The following is a 24,796-nucleotide window of genomic DNA, read 5'->3' as shown; positions in this document are numbered from 1 at the left end:
TGTTACGGGGGAGCGGGGCTTCCCCGTACAGCAGAAGGAGCCAGGTGTGATTATCAGTTCCAGTGAAAGTTTATCCGCATCAACCGGGCCGGGTCGTCATGCGTGGGCAGCGTTGTTGCTGGCCTGCCTGCCTGGATTCGGTCAGTTTTATAACCGCCAGTGGGCAAAAGGGCTTATTTTTCTGGTGCTACTCAGTAGTTTCCTGGGCGTGTTCCATGATTTTTTGGGTGAAGGTCTGTGGGGATTATGGACACTTGGTGAAGAGGTTCCCCGTGATAATTCTGTCTTCTTATTAGCGGAGGGAATATTAAGCCTGTTGATCATTGGCTTCGGGGTGGCGGTTTATCTGCTTTCATTACGTGATGCCTGGGTAAATGGCCGCCGTCGGGATAGCGGTATACCGTTACACAGTGTGCGCCGCCAGTACCAGATCCTGCTCAATGAAGGGTTCCCGTATTTAATGATAACACCAGGTTTTATCCTGTTAGTGTTTGTGGTTATCTTCCCGATTTTATTTGGTTTTGCTATCGCTTTTACCAATTACAACCTGTATCACACCCCACCTGCAAAACTGGTGGACTGGGTGGGAATTAAAAACTTTATCAATATTTTTACCCTGTCAATTTGGCGTAATACTTTTTTTGATGTGTTGCAGTGGACGGTAGTGTGGACCTTGCTGGCAACAACGCTGCAATGCACCGTGGGTGTCATGCTGGCGATTTTGGTGAATCAAAAAGATCTGCGCTTTAAACCGGTGATTCGGACTATTTTCATTCTTCCGTGGGCTGTGCCCGGGTTTGTCACGATTCTGGTTTTTGCCGGGATGTTTAATGACTCTTTTGGTGTGATTAATAACTCTATTCTGTCTTTTCTGGGGATAAGCCCCAAAGCCTGGATGACGGATCCATTCTGGACTAAAACGGCATTGATCATGATGCAAACCTGGCTCGGTTTTCCATTTGTCTTTGCCATGACAACTGGCGTGCTGCAGGCAATTCCGGACGATTTATATGAAGCCGCAACCATGGATGGAGCCAGTACATTTACCAAATTACGCACCATTACTTTGCCTTTGGTTCTCTATTCCATTGCACCTATTATTATTACTCAATACACATTTAACTTTAATAATTTCAACATCATTTACTTATTTAACAATGGTGGCCCGGCAGTGGCCGGCTCTAATGCGGGTGGTACAGATATTCTGGTGTCATGGATTTATAAACTAACAATGTCATCGTCTCAGTACGCTATTGCTGCAACTATCACTATTCTTTTGTCGATTTTTGTTGTGGGTGTTGCACTGTGGCAATTCCGTGCCACGAAATCATTCAAAAATGACGAGATGGCGTAAGGAGTATTCAGGGTGAAAACACAAAGTATTAAGCGTGAAAAATGGATACGCCTGTCATTATCCTGGCTGGTTGTCGTGGTGGTTTCGGTGATTATTATTTATCCGTTAATCTGGACTGTGGGGGCATCATTGAATGCCGGAAACAGCCTGCTCAGTACCTCTATTATTCCAGATAATCTTTCTTTTCAGCATTATCAGGACTTGTTTAATGGCCAGGTAAATTACCTGACATGGTACTGGAACTCAATGAAGATAAGCCTGATGACCATGGTGCTGACGTTAATCAGTGTCAGTTTTACCGCGTATGCTTTTTCACGTTTTCGTTTTAAAGGTCGTCAGAACGGGTTGATGCTGTTTTTGTTACTGCAAATGATCCCGCAGTTCTCGGCATTAATTGCCATCTTCGTGCTGTCGCAGCTGCTGGGGCTGATTAACAGCCATCTGGCGTTAGTACTGATTTATGTCGCTGGCATGATCCCGATGAATACCTGGCTGATGAAAGGTTACCTGGACGCGATACCGAAAGATTTGGATGAATCGGCCCGAATGGATGGCGCCAGTAATTTACGCATTTTCCTGGAAATTATTATGCCGTTATCAAAGCCAATTATTGCGGTGGTCGCGCTGTTCTCTTTTACTGGCCCATTGGGGGATTTTATCCTTTCCAGTACAATTTTACGCACACCAGATAAATACACTTTGCCTATTGGGTTATATAACCTGGTAGCACAAAAAATGGGGGCCAGTTACACCACATATGCGGCAGGTGCTGTATTGATTGCATTGCCTGTTGCCATATTGTACCTGGCATTACAGAAGTATTTTGTTTCTGGCCTGACTTCAGGGAGTACCAAAGGGTAATTATTATGAAAAAGACCGTGCTTTCTTTTGTTATCTGGGGACTGGCGGCAGCAACCAGTTTACCGCTTTATGCCAGTGAAACCGTGGTGATTAAACCATTACGTAATGAACCAACTGATTTTATTAAAGGTGCGGATGTTTCTACTTTATATGAAGTGGAGCATCAGGGTGCGAAGTTTTATAACGCACAGCATCAACAACAAGATGCGATGGCGATTTTAAAAGCCAATGGTTTTAACTATATTCGGCTGCGGTTATGGGTGGATCCGAAAGACAGCGCTGGCCATCCTTATGGTGGGGGCGACAATGATTTGGCTACCACTCTTGCTCTGGCAAAGCGTGCAAAAGCGCTGGGTATGAAAGTGTTGCTGGATTTTCATTATAGTGATTTCTGGACTGATCCGGGAAAACAGTTCAAGCCTAAAGCCTGGCAAGGAATGAACTACGACCAACTGGTTACGGCTATCCATGATTATACCCGTGACACCATGCAACAGTTCCGGCAGGCAGGTGCATTACCAGATATGGTGCAAATCGGTAATGAAATTAATAGCGGTATATTGTGGCCGGAAGGCAAAAGTTGGGGAGAGGGTGGCGGCGAATTTGACCGGCTCGCCGGGCTATTAAAAGCAGCAATTAGTGGGATGAAATCCAGCCTCGGGCCGGACGACCATGTCAAAATTATGTTGCACCTGGCAGAAGGCACCAAAAATGACACATTCCGCTGGTGGTTTGATGAAATGACTAAACGCGATGTACCGTTTGATGTCATTGGCTTATCAATGTACACCTACTGGAATGGCCCGATTAGCGCGCTGCAATCCAATATGGATGATATCAGCAAGCGTTACCATAAAGATGTCATTGTCGTGGAAGCTGCATATGCCTGGACTCTGGCAAATTGCGATAAAGCCGAGAACAGTTTTCAACAAAAAGAAGAAACGGCCGGAGGCTACCCGGCAACATTGCAGGGCCAGGCAGATTATTTACATGATTTAATGCAAAGTGTGATTGATGTACCGCAACAACGTGGCAAAGGCATATTTTATTGGGAGCCAGCCTGGATAACGCCTCCGGGAAATACATGGGCAACAGAGGCTGGGATGAAATATATCAATGACCACTGGAAATTGGGTAATGCGCGTGAAAACCAGGCGCTATTTAATTGCCAGGGCGAGGTGCTGCCATCAATAAAAGTTTTTAATTAAGTTTTCATTTCATTCTAAGGGTTTTTTATGAATAAGTTTCCACCTTTGAGTTCAAAGGTCGCTACCTTATTGCATGGTGCCGACTATAATCCGGAACAGTGGGATAATTACCCCGATATTCTGGAAAAAGATATTGCCATGATGCAACAGGCAAAGTGCAATATTATGTCGGTGGGTATTTTCAGTTGGGCGAAGCTTGAGCCAAAAGAAGGTGAATACCAGTTTGGCTGGCTGGATAATGTGCTGGATAAATTATATGCCAGTGGTATATCCGTTTTTCTAGCCACCCCCAGTGGTGCCCGGCCTGCCTGGTTATCACAGGCTTACCCTCAGGTATTGCGGGTGGGGCGCGACAGGGTGCCAGCTCTGCATGGTGGCCGTCATAACCACTGCCTGACTTCGCCCGTATACCGTGAAAAAGTTCGCCAGTTAAATACCCGTCTGGCTGAGCGGTACAGTCATCACCCGGGCGTTATTGGCTGGCATGTTTCCAATGAATACGGTGGAGAATGCCATTGTCCGGCTTGCCAGGCGCGCTTTCGTGAATGGCTGCAACAACGCTATTCGTCACTGGATGAACTAAACCATGCCTGGTGGAGTACGTTCTGGAGCCATACCTATACAGACTGGTCGCAGATCGAGTCTCCCGCTCCCCAGGGCGAAGAGTCTGTTCATGGGCTGAACCTTGACTGGCGGCGGTTTACTACAGACCAGGTCGTTGATTTTTGCCGTAATGAAGTGGCACCGCTCAAAGCGGCAAATGCGGCATTACCAGTCACGACTAACTTCATGGAATATTTCTACGACTACGATTATTGGAAACTGGCGCAGGCCATCGATTTCATTTCCTGGGATAGTTACCCCATGTGGCACCAGGATAAAGATGAGACGACTCTGGCCTGTTATACCGCGATGTACCATGACCTGATGCGCACATTAAAACAGGGCAAGCCCTTTGTTTTAATGGAGTCAACACCCAGTGTGACTAACTGGCAGCCGACCAGTAAGCTCAAAAAACCGGGTATGCATATTCTTTCTTCACTGCAGGCAGTCGCTCATGGCGCGGATGCGGTGCAATATTTCCAGTGGCGTAAAAGCCGGGGTTCGGTAGAGAAATTCCATGGCGCCGTGGTGGATCACGTAGGGCATATTGATACCCGTGTTGGCCGCGAGGTCTGCAAACTGGGCGATATCCTTCAGCACCTGTCGCCGGTGGTTGGGTGCCGGGTTGAAGCACATGTCGCAATAATTTTCGACTGGGAAAGCCGTTGGGCAATGGATAACGCCCAGGGGCCTCGTAACCTGGGGCTTGAATATGAGAAGACGGTTGCAGAGCATTACCGCCCATTTTGGGAGCAGGGAATCAGTGTTGACGTGATCAATGCTGATGCTGATTTATCCCAGTATCAGTTAGTTATAGCTCCGATGCTCTACATGGTTCGTGATGGGTTTGCCAGCCGGGTGGAATCCTTTGTTGAACAGGGCGGGCAATTTGTTGCTACGTACTGGAGTGGCATTGTTGACGAAAGTGACTTGTGCCATTTAGGCGGGTTCCCTGGCCCATTACGTAACGTGCTGGGGATTTGGGCTGAGGAAATTGACAGCCTGGCTGAAGGTGAAAGCAACCTGATTCAGGGGATTGCCGGTAATGAGGCGGGCTTGCAGGGGCCGTATCGTGTTCGACACTTGTGTGAGCTTATTAATACCGAAAGTGCCAGGCCACTGGCCTGTTACCGGGAAGATTTCTATGCAGGCAGGCCGGCGGTCACTGTGAATGCGTTTGGTCGGGGTAAAGCATGGTATATCGCATCGCGTAATGATCTGGCTTTCCAGCGTGATTTTTTCGGCAATATCATTGCTGAATCAGGCTTATGCGGGCCTCTGCCTGTGCCATTGCCGCCGGGTGTTACCGCACACCAGCGCACAGACGGGGAACAGAATTACATCTTCCTGGAAAACTACAGCGACAAGCAGCATAACCTCGTCCTGCCGCAAGGGTATACCGATATGCTGACCGGGTTGCCGGTTTCTGGCACGGTAAACCTCACAGCATGGGATTGCCGGGTACTCTCCTGCGCATGTTAGTAATTTATTCCCGCCTGCCTTTTTGGGGCGGGAATATGCCCTTCTTATAGTGCCATCCTGCGCCCTGAATAGTGGGCGTGTTTTTATTTCTTTCCTGTAATTATCAGCATAAGGAACAGCCTATGGTAAGCCTGAAATCCTTTCTCCAGTATTTTCGCCATGAAGTGGAATGTACAATGAATGACACAGATAAAGCGCAGGCTGAGCGCCTGGTCAGTGGCTTTGGTGGCCGGGATAATATCTGCCATATTGATGCCTGCATGACACGCCTGCGGGTTACCGTGGCGCAGTTATCGCAGGTTGACTCACAGGCTCTGCAGAGTGAAGGAGCACTTGGTGTGATTATTATTGGTCACGAGGTTCATGCTATTTTCGGTACCCAGTCAGACAATTTGCGCCAACTTCTGGAAAAACATTTTTCACAGTTATGATGGGTTGTTAAGTGATAATAAAAAAGCTGGCCAGGTACCAGCTTTTTTATTATTTATCTAAAAAAATAAGGCAATCAAAATAATGATTGCCTTAAAAAAACAACATGCAGTGGCTATGATGTCGGAGAAAATAACATCAAAAAAAGAGATATAATGATGATGATTCTGTCAGGTAATGCTTACCACCAGGCTTCCACCTGCACGCCATAGTTCCAGGTATCGCTGGCTGTATTGTCGCGGAAGGTATCGCGCTTTTCGCCATCCGTCAGGTATGAAGCAAAAATACGCAGCTCCGGGCGCGACATAAATTCAGGGCCATCCGCCAGTGCCAGAGCAATAGTGTATTTCTCGCCGCTTTGCTTGTAATTTGACCCATCGTTATACGTATCTTTTTGGTAAAAGGCACCCGCTTCACCAATCCCACGCACGTAGTTAGTGAATTGATACTGTGCACGACCAACCAGCGAGACCATCCGGGTTTTATCTGTAGTGGCGGTAATATTGTTGGCCGAACCCCAGGTGAGCACGTGGTTTATCGAGAAACGGTCAGTAATCGGAATCAGGCCCGTGTTGATAATACGGTAGCCCGTAGCGCTGCTGGTGTCATTCCACATGTCATACCAGCCACCGCCCTGCGAAACCATATTCTGCGCCAGGCCTTTGTTAGCGTACTGCACTACCAACTTATTGTACCCGCCGAACATATCCTGGCTGATTTCACCTGTCAGCATGACACCGTTATCTGCATCATATAACCCGCCATAGCTTTTCTGCTTGTTGGTTGGGTTAGGCATGGCGTAGTCGATACCGACTTCCACCCAGGAGCCCTGCCAGGGTTTTAAACCGGCATAACGTAAATCAAGGTAGTTGATGTTGACGTCATTATCGTTGTCCACGCGGTAGTCGACATCATTGGCATCACCCCTTATCCATGCGAAGGAAACTGCACCCGGGCCAACGCTGTAGTTTTCAATCCCGGCACCTGCTCCGGAAATGTTCCAGTATTTTGTATCAATAATATGCAGGTCGTGACGTTGGTAGTAACGTTTGCCACCCCAGATAACGGCATCTTTATCGCCAGGTACCAGACCTTTGATTTGCAGGTTTAACTGCCGTAAACCGAATTCTGCATCATCGCCAATTGTGGTTTCATTGTCATTGGAACCATCAGAAACCATGCTGACCATACTGTCCAGGTAGAAGCTGACATCATTCTTTTTATACACTTCTGAACCCAGTTCAAGTTCGCCATATGTATCTGTTTCATTACCCAAACGGCCGAGTTTGTTTTTCTGCCATTCCTGCATACCTCCATCACTGGAGACGCCTATACCAGAGCGTAAATAGCCGTGAAAATCGATAGCGTTGTCTGCCATCGCCCAGGTTGAAGTCAGCGCAGCTGTCAACGCGACAGTGAGTGTGCGTAGCGTCGTATTCATGATACCCTCTTATTGTTTGTATTACGTTCACATAATCGATGTAATAAAATGCCTAATTATGATTTCTTTCAATTTGGAACAAGCGGTAATGTGATTTGACGCAAATAAAACAACTGGTTTTGTTATCACGTGGTGAGGTTGCTCACATGTTTTTGTTATGTGAGCGTCTTACTTTTTTGTTTGGCGTTGGTGAGGTGGTTTTTCCACAGGTATTTCAGACGGACGCCTGATACAATTTGATTAGTAGCCTACGTGGAATAGGAAAGATGAAGTCTAAAAGTGCGACATTAGAGGATGTTGCCCGGTATGCAGGCGTCTCATACCAGACGGTCTCCCGGGTTTTGAATAAATCAGCCAATGTATCTGAAACTACACGCCGGAAAGTGGAGGAAGCTATTGAGGCGCTGCGCTATGTCCCTAATCGTCTGGCGCAGCAACTGGTAGGGAAGCAAAGTAATACGATTGGCCTGGTTACTACTTCACTGGCGTTACACGCCCCTTCGCAGGTGGCAGCAGCAGTGAAACGTTACGCAAACCAGGATGGGTATCAGGTACTGATTTCCATGATTGATGAGAACGTAGAACAAAGCATCCAAAGTGCTATCAATGAACTGAAGTCTCAGTGGGTTGATAAAGTGATAATTAACGTGCCTCTGGAAAGCGAGAATGCAGAAACAATCGCTATTGAGAACGATGATATCATTTGCCTGTTTCTGGATGTGGATCCTTTCAGCTCTGTGTTTAACGTTTCGTTTAATCCGGCAGATGGTACCCGCGCGAGTGTGAAATACCTCTATGAACAAGGGCATCGTGAGATTGCGGTACTGGCGGGGCCAGCACACTCCGTGTCAGCGCGCTTACGTTTGAAATCCTGGTGCGAGACGCTGGACGGTTATGGGCTAAAACCCGTGACAGTTCTGCATGGCGACTGGGATGCCCGTAGCGGGTACGCTGGCGCACTCCAGATGTTGCGTGAAACCCCTTCATTTTCTGCGGTACTGGTCGGTAATGATCAAATGGCGCTGGGCGTACTGAGTGCGTTCCATCAGCATCAACTGAGCATTCCTGGGCAGAAATCGGTGATTGGGTATGATGATACCTGGGAAAGCTCGTTCTTTTACCCTGCGTTGACCACAGTTTCTCTGGATTTAGATTTACAGGGGAAAGAAGCGGTGCGGCGTCTACTCAATGCGGGGCAGAAAGAGGACGGGCGTTCATCCTCTGTTTTGCCTGCGAAACTGGTGGTACGTAATTCCACCGGGCCCAAACAGGATGATACCCGTGATTTGCAGCAAATTGCCGATACACTGCGCCAGCTTGCACAGCAACTGAGTTCGTAGCGAGCCAGGAGCCCGGAATGGAGCAGCTCAGTGTAGTTACTCTGCCGGGCTACGACGCCTGGTTATCCAGGCTGTAGATATCGTAAAATGTCAGGCGTTTTTTATTGACCAACATCTTAGCCAGTAAATCTTTTTGCTGGTTGCTGACTTGTGAGGAAGCCTGGATGTTACTGATCAATTCGCCCGGTACATCACGTGTGTTATACCATTCGCCGTTATAACATACGCGAAAATCCAGCAGGTCTATATCTTCATACCGGTAACGTGGGTTGACATCAAAGAAGAAGAAACCGTTGAGTAATACAAACAGCCCGACATGTAGCCAGACAAAATCCTCAAGCGTTGGTGATTTCACGACAACAACCAGTGTCGCCAGCCACCCTGCGTACATGGCAACAAACAACCCTGGGTAACGGCGAATAAAGCTGATGCTAAAACGCGGCCGGTTATCCCGCTTTTCGTGGTGGTTCAGTTGCTCTATGGTATTGGTCAGCAGGCGCTGAATTTCCGTCATACAAGCCTCTACAGAAAACAATTCTGGAAATATCCTCTGGATTGTAGAGGGGTGGGGCTCAGTAACCAGTAACAGTTTCCCGGAATATTTGCATAACAGTTGCCGATTGCTGAACAGAACTCAGCCTCACACAGCCAGTGCGATGCAGAGATGCGGATGTAACCACGCCGCCGGGAAACCGGTTTTTTGAACCATAACAGAACAGAACCAGAAGTGTGTTATCTTCAGGTTCAGAATTGTGTTTGAATCAGAAAGTCACTTAGCGGACAAACTTCCATACTGAAGATGGGATTTTATCGTACAATTTATTCATCGTCAGTTCTGCAAGGCGATGATCTGCTGCTGAATAAAATACTGCCAGCTCACTATCAGAAAGTTCATATTTATTTTTTTCAATAACTCTTTCGAGGGTGTCGATGGTCTGACAACGCCTTAAACGCATCAAATAATCGGTTTTTGTTAACGGTTTGGTGATAGACATAACTTTACCTTAAGAAATATTCATACTAACAGGAATGGCTGACGGGATTTTCTTTACTCACCGTAGAAAAACACCGAAACAGGTTAAGGCCTGTTCTGCGCCACTTCTGTAAATCTTTCGCATTAATGCTGTAACTGCTGAACAACATAAAAGTGTCGTCCAGATATTCATCTATTTTCTCTATCAAGTCACTATCGTCTTCGTACTTTAATTTGTAATTAAGTGCAAAGGTTGCGATGTGCTCAATCAGATCGTTCATCTGCAGGCTGGCTGGAGATGTAGGATCATTAACCCAGGTCTGGGTACTACCCTCGAGACTCGAGAGGCAATCATGATAAAGTGATTCACAGAGGAATTTGAGCTGCGCTATATCATGCCTTTTTGGCGAGTATTCGTCCATATGATACCCCCTTATTATCGAAAATTTTCTGATAAATACAATACTTCGGGGCTGACAAAAGAGAGCACTTGTGTTTTACATCACCGGGTTAATGATTTAACTATAAGTCACACTTAAGTAATTTTCATCTTAATAGTGTGAAAAATTCTAAATAATGAGAATTCCCCTGCGTAACGCTGCTTTCTCGAAAAACAGATGATTTAAAACAGCTTACCCTTAGTGGGTAGTGGCTGATTCTTTCAGACTCAATATACAGGTTAAATCTTGAGTAATTATGTTTTTGTTGTGAATTATAAATAATGTCGGAATAATCCTGGTTTTTCATCCAAAGCAAATGGCAATTTAACGTTACGTTTTCGTGCTTTCTTATTAGGCTATTTAGCGTCATTCCACCTCAATGGATACACGAGAACATGCCTGGTAACTACATTTACTGTGCATTGTGTACTGTGCATTGTGCCGGCAGCAGTAAAACAGACAACCAATATGGCACATAGCTCTGATTTGCTGCTTTCGGGCCTCACCATCAAGCCCTGCGTACTGCTTTGCTCTGTACAACAACCCCACCCGATATCGTTAAATATAGGCGTATATTGAGTAACGCAACCGGGGAAATATGGCGCAAAAATACCGCTAATTCGCTTTCTCACAAACTAATATGGGGGCTGACTGTACCATAACAAGTCTGCCAGCCGCGACCTGTTGGTGGATATTCAGCCATTAATGGTAAAACACCTGGGGCTATGTTTATGGGGCAGGGGGCTTAAACCGGCTCAATACTGGCGTGAACAGGTACTGAGACATATCAGAGAACGTGCAGGCGTTAGTTAAAAATAAAGGCCGCACAAGGCGGCCTTTAACGATACGAACACATGGTACGTAACTAGTGTGACTGCGGTGTCTCGTGGCGGTGTTCCACATCTTCACCTTTGCGGCTAAAGCGGCGGCGAACCACCACGAAGAACATGGGAACAAAGTAGATAGCCAGCAGCGTGGCCGAAATCATCCCACCAAATACCCCGGTACCTACGGCGTTCTGCGCACCGGAACCTGCACCAGAACTTAACACCAATGGCAGAACCCCGAGGATAAATGCCAGCGAGGTCATCAGGATGGGACGCAGACGCATACGAACTGCATCCAGAGTCGCCTCTACCAGACCTTTGCCTTCTTTTTCCATAAGGTCTTTGGCGAACTCAACAATCAGGATGGCGTTCCTCGCCGATACCCCGATAGTGGTAAGTAAGCCTACCTGGAAATAAACGTCGTTATTCAGGCCACGGAGAGAAGCTGCAAGCAACGCACCGACAACCCCCAACGGTACGACCAGCATTACCGAGAACGGTATAGACCAGCTTTCGTACAGAGCGGCAAGGCACAGGAACACCACAATCAGTGAAATGGCATACAGTGCCGGAGCCTGGTTACCAGACAGACGTTCCTGGTAAGACATCCCCGTCCAGTCATAGCCTATACCAGCAGGTAATTTACTTGCCAGTTGTTCCATCAGCGCCATGGCCTCACCAGTACTTTTACCTGGCGCTGGCTGCCCTAAGATTTCCATTGAAGGCAAACCATTGTAACGTTCCAGGCGCGGAGAACCGTATTCCCAGCGTGCAGTCGCGAACGCAGAGAATGGCACCATTTGGCCATTGCTACCTCGCACATACCAGTAATTCAAATCACTGGGCAGCATGCGGTATTTGGCATCAGACATTACATACACTTTCTTCACGCGCCCGCGGTCGATGAAGTCGTTAACGTAACTTCCCCCCCAGGCAGCGCCAAGCGTGGTGTTGATGTTGCTGATAGTTACCCCAAGCGCCATCGCTTTTTCCTGATCGATGTCGATTTTGTACTGTGGCGTATCTTCCAGGCCATTAGGGCGCACACCTACCAGCGTATCCGGGTGTTGAGCAATCATGCCGAACAACTGGTTACGAGCCTGCATGAGTTTGTCGTGCCCCAGGCCACCCTGGTCAATAAGTTCGAAGTCAAAGCCTGTTGCAGTCCCCAGTTCCACAATTGCCGGAAGGTTAAACGCGAAGACCATCGCATCTTTGATCTGCGAAAACGCAGCACTGGCTCGTGCGGTAATTGCAGGAACTTTATTCGCTTCTCCCGGGCGTTCATCCCAGTCTTTTAGTGAAACAAACGCAATACCGGTATTCTGACCACGGCCAGCAAAACCAAAGCCATTCACCGTGAACACAGAGTTCACGTTGTCTTTCTCTTTGGTCAGGTAGTAGTTAGTGACTTCATCCAGTACTTTCTGAGTTCGTTCCTGAGTTGCCCCGGCTGGCAATTGCGCCATGGTGAGGAATACCCCCTGATCTTCATCAGGCAGGAATGAACTGGGCAGGCGCAGGAACAGCCATGCCATACCAACAACAATCACTAAATACAGCACCAGGTAACGGCCAGTGCTCTGAAGAATATTCGCCACACTATTGGTGTAGTGGTGCGTACTCTTCGTGAACATATTGTTGAACCAGCCGAAGAAACCTTTTGTGGACCCATGGTCGCCTTTTTTAATCGGCTTGAGCATGGTGGCACACAGTGCTGGTGTCAGGATCATGGCCACCATAACCGACAGAACCATCGCCGAAACAATAGTGATGGAGAACTGGCGGTAAATGGCACCGGTGGAACCGCCAAAAAATGCCATCGGAATAAATACAGCAGACAGCACCAGTGCAATACCGACCAGTGCACCCTGTATTTGCTCCATTGAACGTCTTGTAGCTTCTTTAGGCGGCAACCCTTCTTCCGACATAACACGCTCGACGTTCTCCACCACGACGATGGCGTCATCCACCAATAGCCCTATCGCCAGAACCATGGCGAACATCGTTAGTGTGTTTATCGAGAAGCCGAAAGCGGAAAGAATGGCAAATGTCCCCAGCAAGACGACAGGTACCGCGATGGTAGGAATCAGTGTCGCCCGGAAGTTCTGCAGGAACAGATACATAACCAGGAACACCAGCACAATGGCTTCTACCAGCGTTTTAACCACTTCTTTAATGGAGATTTTTACAAACGGCGTTGTATCGTAGGGATAAACCACTTTCAGCCCGTGCGGGAAGAAAGGTTGCAGTTTATCGATAGTGGCGCGAACCGCCGCAGCTGTATCCAGTGCGTTGGCACCGGTTGCCAGCTTGATCCCCAGACCAGCGGCTGGTTTGCCATTATAGCGGGCGATAACATCATAGCTTTCACCACCCAGCTCAACTTTTGCCACATCTTTCAGGCGAACCTGTGACCCATCCTGATTAACTTTCAGCAGAATATTACCGAATTGCTCCGGAGAATTAAGACGGGTTTGCGCAATGATAGAGGCGTTTAGTTGTTGGCCTTTAACCGGCGGTGTACCCCCTAACTGACCAGCAGCAACCTGGGCGTTTTGTGCGGTGATAGCGCTGATAACATCCACAGGTGTCAGCTGGAAGTTATTCAATTTGTTTGGGTCCATCCATATACGCATTGCATATTGGGCACCAAACAACTGCACATCACCCACGCCAGAAGTACGGCTGATAGGGTCTTTAATATTTGAACCTACGTAGTCGGCAATATCATCCTGCGTCATTGAGCCATCAGTGCTGATCATCGCCATTACCATCAAGAAACTACTGGACGATTTTTCAACACTCACACCTTGCTGCTGTACTTCCTGCGGAAGCAGCGGCATTGCCAATTGCAGTTTGTTCTGCACCTGTACCTGAGCAATATCCGGGTCAGTGTCAGAATCAAATGTCAGGGTGATTTGCACAGTACCAGAAGAATCGCTGGTAGAAGACATATACATCAGGCCATCGATACCGTTCATATTCTGTTCGATGACCTGAGTGACTGTATCCTGTACCGTTTTAGCATCCGCTCCCGGGTAGCTTGCTGTAACCTGAATCGCCGGAGGCGCAATCGTTGGATATTGCGCTATAGGCAGTTTCAGGATAGCAAGTGCACCTGCGAGCATGATGATAATTGCGATTACCCAGGCAAAAATTGGGCGATCGATAAAAAACTTAGCCATGTCTTAACGGCTCCTGTTTTAGTTAAGACGGATTTATTCTGACGTTTTTTCCTGAGCTTTATCGCTGGCTTTCTCGTCAGTTGTGACTTCTTGTGCAGTCACAGTGGCACCAGGTCTGACTTTCTGCAGCCCTTCGATAATCACGCGGTCTCCAGCCTGAAGCCCTTTAGTAACGAGCCATTTATCGCCAATAGCCTGGCTTGCTGTTACCTGGCGCACTTCCACTTTGTTGTCTTTATCTACAACCATGGCGGTAGCATCACCACGAGGTGTATGCGTAACGCCTTGTTGCGGAACAAGCAGTGCATCAGGGCGAACACCTTCTTCCAGACGTGCGCGAACAAACATACCCGGGAGTAATGTGTGGTCCGGATTAGGGAAGATAGCGCGCAGAGTAATGGTGCCAGTGGTTTCGTCGACAGTGACGTCAGAGAATTCCAGCGTGCCACTTTGCGGGTATGTGAAACCTTCGGTTGTTGTCAGATCGACTTTTGCTTTGCCGTTTTCTTGTTTCAGCGTACCGTCTTCCAGCTCTTGCTTCAGGCGCAGAAAATCGTTACTGGATTGCGTGACATCTACATAAATAGGGTCAAGCTGTTGCACCGTTGACAATGCAGTGGTTTGCCCACTTTGTACCAGCGCACCTTCTGTCACAGAGGATTTCCCAATCCGCCCACTTATAGGTGAGGTGACTTTAGTGTAGGCCAGGTTGATGCGCGCCGTTTCCACAGCGGCTTTAGCCGCCAGTACCGAAGCATTAGCCTGTTGTAAGGTTGACTGTGCTGTGTCGTAGTCTTGTTGGCTAATATATTTGGTACCCAGCAGAGGCTGGTAACGTTTTAAGGTCAGTCTGGCGATATTGGCCGCAGCTTCTGCTTTGGCTAAATCACCTTTTGCACTGTCGTAAGTGGCCTGATAAGTCGCGGGGTCTATCTGGTAAAGCGATTCACCCGCTTTAACATCACTTCCTTCAACAAAATTACGCTTAAGGATGATCCCGCTGACCTGTGGGCGAACTTCAGCAACCCGGAACGCACTGGTACGGCCTGGGAGTTCGGTTGTGATTTGCAAGGGTTCAGTTTTCAGCGTTACCACACCAACTGCAGGCGCGCCTGCCGCTTGTTGCTGATCCTGTTTATTGTCACATCCTGTAAGCGCTAAGCTGCCTGAAAGCATCAGAACCATCGCCAGAGGCGTTAACCCTCTGTTTTTGTTCATAGGTAAACCTCGAGTGTCCGATTTCAAAGTTGATCAATGGAACGCTAACGCTTGTCCATAATCCCATTGCTGCGTTTCTATTTAGAACATGTTATGTTACATACATTCAAAAATGTATGTAAGTCTTACCCCTGTAAATTCACCGACATATGGCACGAAAAACCAAACAACAAGCGATGGAGACCCGGCAGCAGATTTTGGATGCAGCAATTCGCTTGTTTTCACAGTACGGCGTATCGTCAACATCCCTTTCTGATATAGCCAAAGAGGCTGGTGTCACCCGGGGGGCGATTTATTGGCATTTCAAAAATAAGTCAGATGTTTTTAATGAAATTTGGGCGTTAACCGATTCAACAATAAATGACTTAGAAATTGAGTATCGGGCAAAATTTCCTGACGATCCACTTTCTGTAATGCGTGAGCTATTGGTTTATCTTCTGGAAGCGACGGTTGAAGATGAACGCCGCCGTTCCATGATGGAAATCATTTTCCATAAATGCGAATTTGTGGGCGAAATGCTTAACGCCCATCAGGCGAAACGCGAACTCTATGTTCAGGAATATGAGCGTATTGAAAACGCTATTATCCAGTGCATGGATGCCGGGTTACTGCCAGCAAACTTACTCTCCAGGCGCGCCGCTATTTTAATGCGTAGCTATATGTGCGGGTTAATGGAAAGTTGGTTGTTTGCACCAGAAACCTTTGATTTAAAAGCTGAAGCCCGTGTCTATGTCGATGTGTTACTGGAAATGTACCAGCATTGTACAGGTTTACAATCGCAGCCCCAAAAACACTGATCTCTTCACATAAACTTCACCATGCTACGCCTGGGTTATGACCTTTTCGTGACGCAACCCGGCTACAGGTGAAGTTTCAGACTTCGCCTGGCAGTAACACCGCAGCATTCACTATTCCATAGACAGAAGGCGTGCTATCCTGCGCGTCTTATCATAGAAACTTGAGTGCGATTCCGCCAGACGTTTCATCTATTACACATCCAGAAATTATGCAACTTACACGAATTGTCAGAAAAGCAGCCTGTGTTGTTCTTTTGCTTTGTTGCGGCGTTTTTGCCGGTATTGTGCCGTTTGCCAGTGCGCAAACGAGCAGTGATGTACCGACAAAAACAGATGTACAAAATCAGATTAATACACTTAACAAACAAAAGAGCTTGTCTGCTCAGGAAAAGCTCAGTCTTGCTGACCTGAATAAAACCCTGGATGTCCTGGCGAAAATTGATCAGGTGAAACAGGATTCAGATGACCTGCGCCAGCAAATTGCCCAGGCGCCGGACAAAATGAATAAAGCGGAAGAATCCCTTGCCGCACTGGCAAATACCACCAGTGATGAAGACCAGGCGAAGTATTACGATAAGCTCTCCATGCGCTCTCTTGAAAGCAAAATGGGGAGTCTGCTGGATAACCTGCAGTCAGCACAAACGCAGTTATCCAGTATTAACAGCCAGTTGGTTGCATTACAGACCCAGCCTGAGCGGGTGCAGAATGCCCTGTTTAATGCGTCTCAACAGTTACAGCAAATTCAGGCCGAATTGGGCGGGAATGGCCCGGATGGCACCCAACTACGCCAAACTCAGCAAGGGCTGCTACTGGCGCAACAGGCATTATTAAATGCACAAATTGATGAGCAGCGTAAAAGTCTCTCTGGCAATACGGTTCTGCAGGATTCATTGCAAAAGCAGCGTGATTACAACACGCAGTATATCAATAAGCTTGAGCACGACCTGCAACTGATTCAGACCGCCATCAGCCATAAACGCCTGTCACTCACTGAGCAAACCGCTCAGGAAGCGGCCACGACGGACGAAGCCAGTGCCATTCAGAACAACCCGTTGGTAAAACAAGAGCTGGCAATTAACCGCCAACTGAGTGACCGGTTAATCAAAGCGACCCAGGATGGTAACGAACTGGTCCAGCAAAATATTCGGGTGAAAAACTGGCTCGACCGTGCTGTTCAGGCTGAACACAACCTGAAAGAGCAAATTGCCATGCTGAAAGGGAGTTTGTTGCTCTCGCGCATTCTGTATCAGCAGCAACAGTCTCTGCCGCGGGCCGATGACCTTGAAGATATGACCAACCAGATTGCCGACTTGCGTCTTGAACAGTTTGATGTCGGCCAGAAACGTGATGCACTGCTGCAAAGCGATAACTATATTGCGACAATTGAAGCTGGCCATAAAGACGAAGTAAGCGATGAAGTTAATGACGCACTGAGCCAGGTTCTGGATTCCCGTAAGGATTTACTGGATCAGTTAAACAAACAACTGGGTAACCAGTTGATGATGGCGATTGCATTGCAAATAAATCAGCAACAACTGATGAGCGTATCTTCCCGCCTGCAGAAAACGGTAACGCAGCAGATCTTTTGGGTGAACAGTAATAAGCCCATGAACTGGAGTTGGGTGACTGCTTTCCCCGAAGCACTCAAAACGCAACTTGGCCAGATGAAAATTACTGCAAACAACTGGAGCCTTACCACTGCTCTGGTTGCATTGCTTGCCAGCCTTCCATGGTTGTTACTGGCAGGGATTATTCGCTGGCGTTTCCGCTGGGTGAATAACACCCTGGCAAAACTAAGCGCCAACGTTGGCCAACTGCGTAACGACAGCCAGTTGCATACCCCAAAAGCCATACTGCTTACCTTGTTCAAGGCACTGCCTTTGTGCCTGGTTATCATTGCCTGTGGCTGGTGCATCCTGTTTTTACAACTCAATATCAGTGAGCTGATATGGAGCTTCAGTAAAGAGCTGGCGGTTTATTTGCTGGTCTTTGGCCTGAGCTGGCGCATTCTGGATACAGATGGTGTAGCAGTAAAACACTTTATGATGCCGGTAAACCTTACCAGCCATTATCGCCGCCAGATAATTCGTATCAGCATTGCTTTACTGCCTTTACTGTTCTGGTCGGTGGTGGGTGAGTTGTCTCCACTGCATTTGATGGATGACGTCCTTGGGCAGTTCATCATTCTGCTTAATTTACTGCTGATTGCCGGGCTGGTCTGGCCGATGTGCCGTGACAGCTGGCGCGATAAAGAATCGCACTCAATAAGGCTGATCACTGTATCCATACTGGCTCTGGTGCCAATCGGGTTACTGGTACTGACAGTGATGGGCTATTTCTATACCACACTGCGTCTGGCTAACCGCTGGATTGATACCGTCTATCTGGTCATTTTGTGGAACTTACTTTACCAGACAGTGCTGCGTGGGCTGAGTGTGGCCGCGCGGCGTATTGCCTACCGGCGTGCACTGGCGCGCCGCCAGAATATGGTGAAAGAAGGGGCGGAAGGCGCGGAACCTGTTGAAGAGCCGCCATTGGGCCTGGACCAAATTAACCAGCAGACATTGCGTATCACAACATTGTTGATGTTTGCGCTGTTTGGGTTGTTCTTCTGGATGATTTGGTCAGACTTAATTACTGTCTTTGCTTATCTGGACAGCATTGTTTTGTGGCACTCCAGTGGCACAGAAGCGGGCAGTGCGGTTATCAGAAATATTACCCTGGGCAGTCTGTTGTTTGCAGTCATTGCCACAGTGGTAGCCTGGGCGTTAATTCGCAACTTACCGGGTTTACTGGAAGTGCTGGTGCTGTCGCGGTTGAATATGCGCCAGGGCTCTTCCTACGCCATTACCACCATTTTGAATTACGTGATAATCGCGGTGGGTACCATGGCGGTGTTTGGTGCGCTGGGCGTATCCTGGGACAAACTGCAATGGCTGGCGGCGGCATTGTCCGTTGGCCTCGGTTTTGGTTTACAGGAGATCTTCGGTAACTTTGTATCCGGCCTGATAATCCTGTTTGAACGACCGGTACGTATTGGCGATACCATTACGATTGGATCGTTTTCCGGCTCAGTGAGTAAGATCCGCATTCGTGCCACTACTATTACGGATTTTGATCGTAAAGAAGTGATCATCCCCAATAAAGCGTTTGTCACCGAGCGGCTTATCAACTGGTCATTGTCAGATACCATTACCCGTGTGGTGATAAGCCTGGGTGTAGCTTATGGATCGGATCTTGATAAAGTGAAAGCGGTGTTATTACAGGCGGCAATGGAGCATCCAAAAGTCATGCGTGATCCAGAGCCATCGGTCTTCTTCACGACCTTTGGTGCCAGTACGCTGGATCACGAATTGCGCCTGTATGTGCGCGAATTACGTGATCGTAGTTATACCGTAGACGAACTGAACCGGGCTATTGACAGGCTGTGCCGTGAAAATGGAATAGAAATAGCCTTCAACCAGTTAGATGTTCACTTGTATAACAATAGCGGCGATACAGTAACGGAAGTCAGCCGTACTATTGAAAATAACGCAGCGGGTAACGCCACACCGAAACTGGCCGACTAACCCAGGTACCTGGTAACTTGATGCGCAGGGGGCTTATGCTTCCTGCGCTTTGCGTTCAAAATCTTTGCGTACCATTTCCAGTGCAGAAAGCACCACTTGTGGCGCTACCCCGCTCTCTTCCAGCAGCATAATTAAATCGACAGCCAGTTTGACATCGTCAGGGGCAGTTTCCAGTGACATGTTATCTCCCGATGTTCAGGCCAGGTTAACCCGGCACCGTTAATCTGTGTGCAATAAATGTAAATGTGTTAACGAACAACGCGGTCCAGTGCATCTTCAATACGTTCAAGTGCGGTGCGGCAGCGGGCAAGCCTGCCTTCCAGCGCCGTTTTTTCCCGCAATAATTGTTGTTGTTCTGTGAGCAAAGTGGTGTGGTTTAACTGAGTTTCGCGTGCCTGCAGCATTTCGACCAGGCGTTTTTCGTAGTCCTGGTGTTTAAGAAGACTGTTACGCAGTGCGCCCGCACCTTTGTGAGCGGTATCGTACTGGCGTAAAGGCCAGGTTGCCGCTTCGCGTTGCAATGCCGCAATCTGGGCAACTAACCGTTCGGCAATCCAGGCGGTTTGAACCACATTCCTTTCCTGTGCAACAGTGCGCAAATGGCGTAAATTTTCTTGCGCTTCGCCCAGATAATCACTTATTTGTGTACTTTTGGTTAAGAACAACTGCTTATCAAAGCGGGCAGACAATGAACGGTGTGTGGCCAACGGTGCCAGGTGGCGGGCTAACCCGGCAAACTGGTCTTCAAGCTGGCGGAGCAGGGCGTCCTGTTTCATAAATTCTCCGGCCCTCTACAAACGCCACTGCGCAGAAGGAAAGGTTGAACATGTTGAGGCTTATTTTAATCATGTCCGGCTGGTTATCGGTAGCACTTGCTGTGTTGGGTGTCGTATTGCCGTTGTTGCCAACTACACCTTTTGTACTTCTGGCTGCCTGGTGTTTTGCCCGCTCGTCTCCCCGGTTTCATCACTGGCTGCTGTACCGTTCCTGGTTTGGCAGCTATTTACGCCACTGGCAGCAATACCGGGCCATGCCGCCGGGTGCAAAGCCGCGGGCTATCGCGCTGGTTGCTGTGACGTTTGCCATTTCGCTGTGGGTGGTTAAGCTTTGGTGGGTAAGAGGAATATTAGTAGTGGTGATGCTGCTGCTTTTTATTTTTCTCGCCCGTATCCCTGTTGTTGATGAAAAACAACAAAAAAGCTAAACGCCTGTCGCAGGAGTTGCAATTACGCCCCGCAGACAGTAAATTCGAGCGTTTTCGAGCACAGGGCGCGCTGGCTATTGTGTAACCAGCCAGGCATCAGCCTGTTTGCGTTCTGTGAGTAACACCGTTTTTATAGGCAACTACCTATGACCGCAACTGCGCAGCAGCTTGAATATCTTAAAAACAGCATTAAAAGCATTCAGGATTATCCAAAACCGGGGATTCTGTTCCGTGATGTCACCAGTTTGCTGGAAGATCCGAAAGCTTTTGCCCTCAGCATTGATCTGATTGTTGAGCGTTTCAAACAGGCCGGTATTACCAAGGTCGTTGGGACCGAAGCCCGTGGCTTTTTGTTTGGTGCGCCTGTAGCACTGGGCCTGGGAGTTGGGTTTGTTCCTGTGCGTAAGCCTGGAAAATTGCCACGTAAAACCCTTAGTGAAACCTATGAGCTGGAATACGGCACTGACAAGCTGGAAATCCACACTGATGCAATCAAAGCGGGCGACCGTGTGCTGGTGGTTGATGACTTGCTGGCAACCGGCGGCACTATTGATGCCACAGTAAAACTGATTCGCCAGCTTGGCGGTGAAGTAACTGATGCCGCGTTTATTATTAACCTGTTTGATTTAGGTGGGGAACAACGCCTTGCTGATGTTGGCGTGACCTCATTTAGCCTGGTGCCTTTCCCGGGGCACTAATTCGTGAGACGGAGCCTCGCTCATTCGGCGGGGCTTATGTTACATTATCCAACCTGAATTCACCTTCCCGCGAAGTCGAGCCTATCTCTGATGAGTTACCAGGTACTGGCGCGTAAATGGCGCCCCCAAACATTTGCTGATGTGGTGGGTCAGGAGCATGTCCTGACTGCGCTGGCCAATGGTCTGTCATTGGGCCGTATTCATCACGCCTGGCTGTTTTCGGGCACGCGAGGCGTGGGGAAAACCTCTATTGCCCGCCTGCTGGCGAAGGGGCTGAATTGCGAAAAAGGTATTACGGCAACACCTTGTGGTGTCTGCGAAAACTGCCGGGAAATAGAGCAAGGGCGGTTTGTCGACCTGATTGAGATTGACGCCGCATCCCGCACCAAAGTTGAAGATACACGAGACCTGCTGGACAACGTTCAGTACGCCCCAACGCGTGGTCGCTTCAAAGTCTACCTGATAGACGAAGTGCACATGCTTTCCCGTCACAGTTTTAATGCGTTGCTGAAAACGCTGGAAGAGCCACCACCGCATGTGAAGTTTTTGCTGGCAACCACTGACCCGCAAAAATTGCCGGTGACGATTCTGTCCCGCTGTTTGCAATTTCACCTTAAAGCGCTGGATGTTGAACAAATCCGCCATCAGCTTGAGCGAATTCTTACAGCTGAGCAGGTGGAATTTGAAAACCGCGCATTACAGCTGTTATCCCGCGCAGCAGATGGTAGCCTGCGTGATGCACTGAGCCTGACAGATCAGGCAATTGCCAGTGGCGAGGGTAAAGTCACCACACTTGCTGTCAGCTCTATGCTGGGCACACTGGATGATTTCCAGGCGCTGAATTTACTCGATGCCTTATTACAGGCAGACGGGCAACGAGTGATGAGCCAGGTGGCAGAAGCAGGAGCCCGCGGAGTAGAGTGGGAAGCGTTACTGGTGGATATGCTTAGCCACTTGCACCGTATTGCCATGTTGCAGCTTTCTCCTTCAGTGCCGCCTCTGGAAAACGATGCCGAGGAGCAGCGCCTGCGCGAACTGGCTCGCCAGATACCACCAGGTGATGTGCAGCTTTATTACCAAACATTGCTGATTGGGCGTAAAGAACTGCCCTGGGCGCCAGACCGCCGGATGGGCGTTGAAATGGCGCTGCTGCGGGCCCTGGCATTTCACCCTCAGGCACCAGTCGCGCAGCCTGAACCTTCAGGTCAGCCAGGCCAGGCGTTGAGCCACTACCCACAAACTGAGCCAGCCCGGCCGGTTTCACCTGCCGGGGCTTCTGTGCCGCCAGTTCAACCCCAGGCACCCGTGCCGCCAGCGCCTGATCCTGCCAGTGGGCAGGTTTCCAGTGCTGTCAGCCAGGTGTTACAGGCACGCAATCAGTTGCAACGCCAGCAGGGAGATAACCCGTCAAAAAAGCGTGAACCGGCAGCGTCAGGCAGAGCGCGGCCGGTGAACACGTCAGCCCTTGAGCGGCTGGCTGCAGTGACGGATCGTGTACAGGCTCGCCCCGCAGCAGAAAATGCAGCGGCGAAACCGGCCAAAGAAGAAGCATATCGCTGGAAAGCGCAAAGTGTGCCAGAAGCAGCAGTTGAACCCGTTGCGACACCAAAAGCATTGCGTAGTGCTCTTGAGCATGAGAAAACGCCAGAGCTGGCTGTAAAGCTTGCGCAAGAAGCAGTAGAGCGCGATGAATGGGCGGCACAAGTGCAACAACTTAATGTGCCGAAACTGGTTCAGCAACTGGCGTTGAATGCATGGCGCGAGCAGGACGGCAATCAGGTTTTGTTGCACCTGCGACCGGGCCAGCGTCACCTGAATTCAGCGTCTGCCCAGCAAAGCCTGCAGCAGGCAATGCAGGTTCTTACTGGTCAACCCATTGAATTGACCATTACAGAAGATGATAATCTCGCGCAACGGACGCCACTGGAGTGGCGCCAGGCCATTTATGAAGAAAAACTGGCCCAGGCGCGCGAGGCGATTCTGGCGGATAATAATATCCAGACACTTCGGCGTTTCTTCGATGCCGATCTTGATGAAGATAGTATCCGCCCCATTTGATGTGCAGGATGCCTGCATAAGTCAACCTTAACTGCCGTAAACCGCATGGCGGCTTGCGGCCACAGCCTATAGAGAGAAGCGTATGTTCGGTAAAGGTGGTCTGGGCAATCTGATGAAGCAAGCCCAGCAAATGCAGGAAAAAATGCAAAAAGTGCAGGAAGAGATCGCCAGCATGGAAGTGACCGGCGAATCCGGTGCCGGCCTGGTAAAAGTGACCATTAATGGTGCACATAACTGCCGCCGTGTTGAAATCGACCCAAGCCTGCTGGAAGACGACAAAGACATGCTGGAAGACCTGGTTGCTGCAGCATTCAACGATGCCGCACGTCGGGTGGAAGAAAACCAGAAAGAAAAAATGGCGTCTGTATCTTCTGGTATGCAACTGCCGCCTGGCTTTAAGATGCCGTTCTGATGCAAACCAGCCCACTGTTAACGCAGTTAATGGAGGCACTTCGGTGCCTTCCTGGCGTGGGGCCAAAGTCTGCTCAGCGTATGGCCTATACGCTGTTGCAGCGTGACCGCAGCGGGGGAATGCGCCTGGCGCAGGCACTGACACGGGCGATGTCGGAAATTGGTCACTGTGCTGATTGCCGGACCTTTACCGAGCAGGAGGTCTGCCCAATTTGCACCAACCCTCGTCGCCAGGAAAATGGCCAGATTTGTGTCGTTGAAAGCCCGGCTGATATCTACGCTATCGAGCAAACCGGGCAGTTTTCCGGCCGTTATTTTGTCTTGATGGGGCATTTGTCTCCGCTGGATGGCATTGGCCCGAATGACATTGGTCTGGACAGGCTCGAAGCACGCCTGGAGTCAGAAAAAATAACAGAAGTTATTCTCGCCACTAACCCAACAGTGGAAGGGGAAGCAACCGCCAACTATATTGCCGGCCTGTGTGGGCAATATGGTGTTGAAGCCAGCCGTATCGCCCATGGTGTACCAGTGGGTGGTGAACTGGAAATGGTGGATGGCACAACGCTGTCGCACTCTCTGATTGGCCGCCAAAAGATTAGCTTTTAACCAAACAGAAGCCCTGTTTCAGGGTTTCTGCTTGAAATCTTGTTTCCCCGTCCCCATCTCCTCCCTCAACACAAATTGTTTATTTTGTT

General features: G+C 48.9%; 21 protein-coding genes and 1 other annotated feature. Of the genes, 13 read left to right on the top strand and 8 right to left on the bottom strand.

The features are described from left to right. The first annotated feature begins 46 nt into the window (after positions 1 to 46). From DES37_RS13535 to DES37_RS13515, 5 genes are all read left to right on the top strand, one after another. Positions 47 to 1,354 (top strand): carbohydrate ABC transporter permease, encoded by a 1,308-nt coding sequence (locus DES37_RS13535; RefSeq protein ID WP_036110066.1) that lies wholly within the window; start codon positions 47 to 49, stop codon positions 1,352 to 1,354. A gap of 12 nt (positions 1,355 to 1,366) precedes the next feature. After that, complete coding sequence (locus DES37_RS13530) at positions 1,367 to 2,215, top strand: sugar ABC transporter permease (protein WP_036110063.1); 849 nt, start codon at positions 1,367 to 1,369, stop codon at positions 2,213 to 2,215. 5 nt (positions 2,216 to 2,220) lie between these two features. Next, positions 2,221 to 3,423, top strand: coding sequence for a glycoside hydrolase family 53 protein (locus tag DES37_RS13525; protein ID WP_110026171.1), 1,203 nt, complete (start codon positions 2,221 to 2,223; stop codon positions 3,421 to 3,423). 27 nt (positions 3,424 to 3,450) lie between these two features. Beyond that, the gene (locus DES37_RS13520) at positions 3,451 to 5,508 is read left to right on the top strand and encodes a beta-galactosidase (RefSeq protein ID WP_110026169.1); all 2,058 of its coding nucleotides are present in this window, start codon (positions 3,451 to 3,453) and stop codon (positions 5,506 to 5,508) included. A gap of 122 nt (positions 5,509 to 5,630) precedes the next feature. Continuing rightward, entirely contained in the window at positions 5,631 to 5,939 is a 309-nt protein-coding gene (locus DES37_RS13515; RefSeq protein WP_036110054.1) for a PTS sugar transporter subunit IIB, read from the top strand. Positions 5,940 to 6,118: 179 nt separating this feature from the next. On the opposite strand, the gene DES37_RS13510 is transcribed toward DES37_RS13515, so the two are convergent. After that, a complete protein-coding gene (locus DES37_RS13510) occupies positions 6,119 to 7,378 on the bottom strand; it encodes a maltoporin (protein ID WP_036110051.1) in 1,260 nt (419 codons plus the stop codon). Positions 7,379 to 7,644: 266 nt separating this feature from the next. Between DES37_RS13510 and DES37_RS13505 the strand changes: the two genes are divergently transcribed. Continuing rightward, positions 7,645 to 8,718: a LacI family DNA-binding transcriptional regulator gene (locus tag DES37_RS13505; protein WP_110026167.1), complete on the top strand. Its 1,074-nt coding sequence runs from the start codon at positions 7,645 to 7,647 to the stop codon at positions 8,716 to 8,718. A 49-nt stretch (positions 8,719 to 8,767) separates the two neighbouring features. Here DES37_RS13505 and DES37_RS13500 read toward each other — a convergent pair whose 3' ends face one another. The 5 genes from DES37_RS13500 to DES37_RS13480 all read right to left on the bottom strand — a co-directional run bounded on the left by DES37_RS13500 (position 8,768) and on the right by DES37_RS13480 (position 15,364). Continuing rightward, positions 8,768 to 9,232, bottom strand: a complete 465-nt coding sequence (locus DES37_RS13500) for a YlaC family protein (protein ID WP_110026161.1) — start codon at positions 9,230 to 9,232, stop codon at positions 8,768 to 8,770. Positions 9,233 to 9,491: 259 nt separating this feature from the next. Continuing rightward, positions 9,492 to 9,713: an HHA domain-containing protein gene (locus tag DES37_RS13495; RefSeq protein WP_036110043.1), complete on the bottom strand. Its 222-nt coding sequence runs from the start codon at positions 9,711 to 9,713 to the stop codon at positions 9,492 to 9,494. Between the two features lie 25 nt (positions 9,714 to 9,738). Next, positions 9,739 to 10,113: an Hha toxicity modulator TomB gene (gene tomB / locus DES37_RS13490; protein WP_036110039.1), complete on the bottom strand. Its 375-nt coding sequence runs from the start codon at positions 10,111 to 10,113 to the stop codon at positions 9,739 to 9,741. A gap of 883 nt (positions 10,114 to 10,996) precedes the next feature. Then, the gene (gene acrB / locus DES37_RS13485) at positions 10,997 to 14,146 is read right to left on the bottom strand and encodes a multidrug efflux RND transporter permease subunit AcrB (protein ID WP_110026159.1); all 3,150 of its coding nucleotides are present in this window, start codon (positions 14,144 to 14,146) and stop codon (positions 10,997 to 10,999) included. Positions 14,147 to 14,179: 33 nt separating this feature from the next. Beyond that, positions 14,180 to 15,364, bottom strand: a complete 1,185-nt coding sequence (locus DES37_RS13480) for an efflux RND transporter periplasmic adaptor subunit (RefSeq protein WP_110026157.1) — start codon at positions 15,362 to 15,364, stop codon at positions 14,180 to 14,182. A 149-nt stretch (positions 15,365 to 15,513) separates the two neighbouring features. Here DES37_RS13480 and acrR point away from each other — a divergent pair, with 149 nt between their 5' ends. Together acrR and mscK are read left to right on the top strand one after the other, a co-directional pair. After that, on the top strand, positions 15,514 to 16,161 hold the full coding sequence (gene acrR / locus DES37_RS13475; RefSeq protein WP_036110028.1) for a multidrug efflux transporter transcriptional repressor AcrR: 648 nt from the start codon (positions 15,514 to 15,516) through the stop codon (positions 16,159 to 16,161). Between the two features lie 209 nt (positions 16,162 to 16,370). Then, a complete protein-coding gene (gene mscK / locus DES37_RS13470) occupies positions 16,371 to 19,730 on the top strand; it encodes a mechanosensitive channel MscK (RefSeq protein ID WP_110026156.1) in 3,360 nt (1,119 codons plus the stop codon). Positions 19,731 to 19,763: 33 nt separating this feature from the next. Here the strand turns inward: mscK and rsmS are convergent, their stop codons facing one another. Together rsmS and priC are read right to left on the bottom strand one after the other, a co-directional pair. Beyond that, a complete protein-coding gene (gene rsmS, locus DES37_RS13465) occupies positions 19,764 to 19,910 on the bottom strand; it encodes a pleiotropic regulatory protein RsmS (RefSeq protein ID WP_072006964.1) in 147 nt (48 codons plus the stop codon). A 68-nt stretch (positions 19,911 to 19,978) separates the two neighbouring features. Further along, positions 19,979 to 20,506 (bottom strand): primosomal replication protein PriC, encoded by a 528-nt coding sequence (gene priC / locus DES37_RS13460; RefSeq protein WP_110026154.1) that lies wholly within the window; start codon positions 20,504 to 20,506, stop codon positions 19,979 to 19,981. A 50-nt stretch (positions 20,507 to 20,556) separates the two neighbouring features. Here priC and DES37_RS13455 point away from each other — a divergent pair, with 50 nt between their 5' ends. From DES37_RS13455 to recR, 5 genes are all read left to right on the top strand, one after another. After that, the gene (locus DES37_RS13455; protein ID WP_036110007.1) at positions 20,557 to 20,934 is read left to right on the top strand and encodes a DUF454 family protein; all 378 of its coding nucleotides are present in this window, start codon (positions 20,557 to 20,559) and stop codon (positions 20,932 to 20,934) included. A gap of 146 nt (positions 20,935 to 21,080) precedes the next feature. After that, positions 21,081 to 21,632: an adenine phosphoribosyltransferase gene (apt, locus tag DES37_RS13450; RefSeq protein WP_036110004.1), complete on the top strand. Its 552-nt coding sequence runs from the start codon at positions 21,081 to 21,083 to the stop codon at positions 21,630 to 21,632. A gap of 90 nt (positions 21,633 to 21,722) precedes the next feature. Beyond that, positions 21,723 to 23,690 (top strand): DNA polymerase III subunit gamma/tau, encoded by a 1,968-nt coding sequence (gene dnaX / locus DES37_RS13445; protein WP_036110001.1) that lies wholly within the window; start codon positions 21,723 to 21,725, stop codon positions 23,688 to 23,690. After that, positions 23,023 to 23,087: a sequence feature (DnaX frameshifting element), on the top strand. Its footprint overlaps the gene before it by 65 nt. A gap of 82 nt (positions 23,691 to 23,772) precedes the next feature. Further along, the gene (locus tag DES37_RS13440) at positions 23,773 to 24,102 is read left to right on the top strand and encodes a YbaB/EbfC family nucleoid-associated protein (RefSeq protein ID WP_036109998.1); all 330 of its coding nucleotides are present in this window, start codon (positions 23,773 to 23,775) and stop codon (positions 24,100 to 24,102) included. Continuing rightward, complete coding sequence (gene recR, locus DES37_RS13435) at positions 24,102 to 24,707, top strand: recombination mediator RecR (protein WP_036109994.1); 606 nt, start codon at positions 24,102 to 24,104, stop codon at positions 24,705 to 24,707. The genes DES37_RS13440 and recR overlap by 1 nt, the downstream gene beginning before the upstream one ends. Positions 24,708 to 24,796: the final 89 nt, after the last annotated feature.

This window comes from Mangrovibacter plantisponsor (assembly GCF_003182475.1).
Lineage (GTDB): Bacteria > Pseudomonadota > Gammaproteobacteria > Enterobacterales > Enterobacteriaceae > Mangrovibacter > Mangrovibacter plantisponsor.
The sequence above is the reverse complement of the archived record's forward strand: the minus strand, read 5'-3'. Positions and strand labels throughout refer to the sequence as shown.

Coding starts and splice junctions, on each gene's coding strand:
- DES37_RS13525 (WP_110026171.1), top strand. CDS start 2,221: ATGAAAAAGACCGTGCTTTCTTTTGTTATCTGGGGACTGGCGGCAGCA.
- DES37_RS13520 (WP_110026169.1), top strand. CDS start 3,451: ATGAATAAGTTTCCACCTTTGAGTTCAAAGGTCGCTACCTTATTGCAT.
- DES37_RS13515 (WP_036110054.1), top strand. CDS start 5,631: ATGGTAAGCCTGAAATCCTTTCTCCAGTATTTTCGCCATGAAGTGGAA.
- DES37_RS13510 (WP_036110051.1), bottom strand. CDS start 7,378: ATGAATACGACGCTACGCACACTCACTGTCGCGTTGACAGCTGCGCTG.
- DES37_RS13505 (WP_110026167.1), top strand. CDS start 7,645: ATGAAGTCTAAAAGTGCGACATTAGAGGATGTTGCCCGGTATGCAGGC.
- DES37_RS13500 (WP_110026161.1), bottom strand. CDS start 9,232: ATGACGGAAATTCAGCGCCTGCTGACCAATACCATAGAGCAACTGAAC.
- DES37_RS13495 (WP_036110043.1), bottom strand. CDS start 9,713: ATGTCTATCACCAAACCGTTAACAAAAACCGATTATTTGATGCGTTTA.
- tomB (WP_036110039.1), bottom strand. CDS start 10,113: ATGGACGAATACTCGCCAAAAAGGCATGATATAGCGCAGCTCAAATTC.
- acrB (WP_110026159.1), bottom strand. CDS start 14,146: ATGGCTAAGTTTTTTATCGATCGCCCAATTTTTGCCTGGGTAATCGCA.
- DES37_RS13480 (WP_110026157.1), bottom strand. CDS start 15,364: ATGAACAAAAACAGAGGGTTAACGCCTCTGGCGATGGTTCTGATGCTT.
- acrR (WP_036110028.1), top strand. CDS start 15,514: ATGGCACGAAAAACCAAACAACAAGCGATGGAGACCCGGCAGCAGATT.
- mscK (WP_110026156.1), top strand. CDS start 16,371: ATGCAACTTACACGAATTGTCAGAAAAGCAGCCTGTGTTGTTCTTTTG.
- rsmS (WP_072006964.1), bottom strand. CDS start 19,910: ATGTCACTGGAAACTGCCCCTGACGATGTCAAACTGGCTGTCGATTTA.
- priC (WP_110026154.1), bottom strand. CDS start 20,506: ATGAAACAGGACGCCCTGCTCCGCCAGCTTGAAGACCAGTTTGCCGGG.
- DES37_RS13455 (WP_036110007.1), top strand. CDS start 20,557: ATGTTGAGGCTTATTTTAATCATGTCCGGCTGGTTATCGGTAGCACTT.
- apt (WP_036110004.1), top strand. CDS start 21,081: ATGACCGCAACTGCGCAGCAGCTTGAATATCTTAAAAACAGCATTAAA.
- dnaX (WP_036110001.1), top strand. CDS start 21,723: ATGAGTTACCAGGTACTGGCGCGTAAATGGCGCCCCCAAACATTTGCT.
- DES37_RS13440 (WP_036109998.1), top strand. CDS start 23,773: ATGTTCGGTAAAGGTGGTCTGGGCAATCTGATGAAGCAAGCCCAGCAA.
- recR (WP_036109994.1), top strand. CDS start 24,102: ATGCAAACCAGCCCACTGTTAACGCAGTTAATGGAGGCACTTCGGTGC.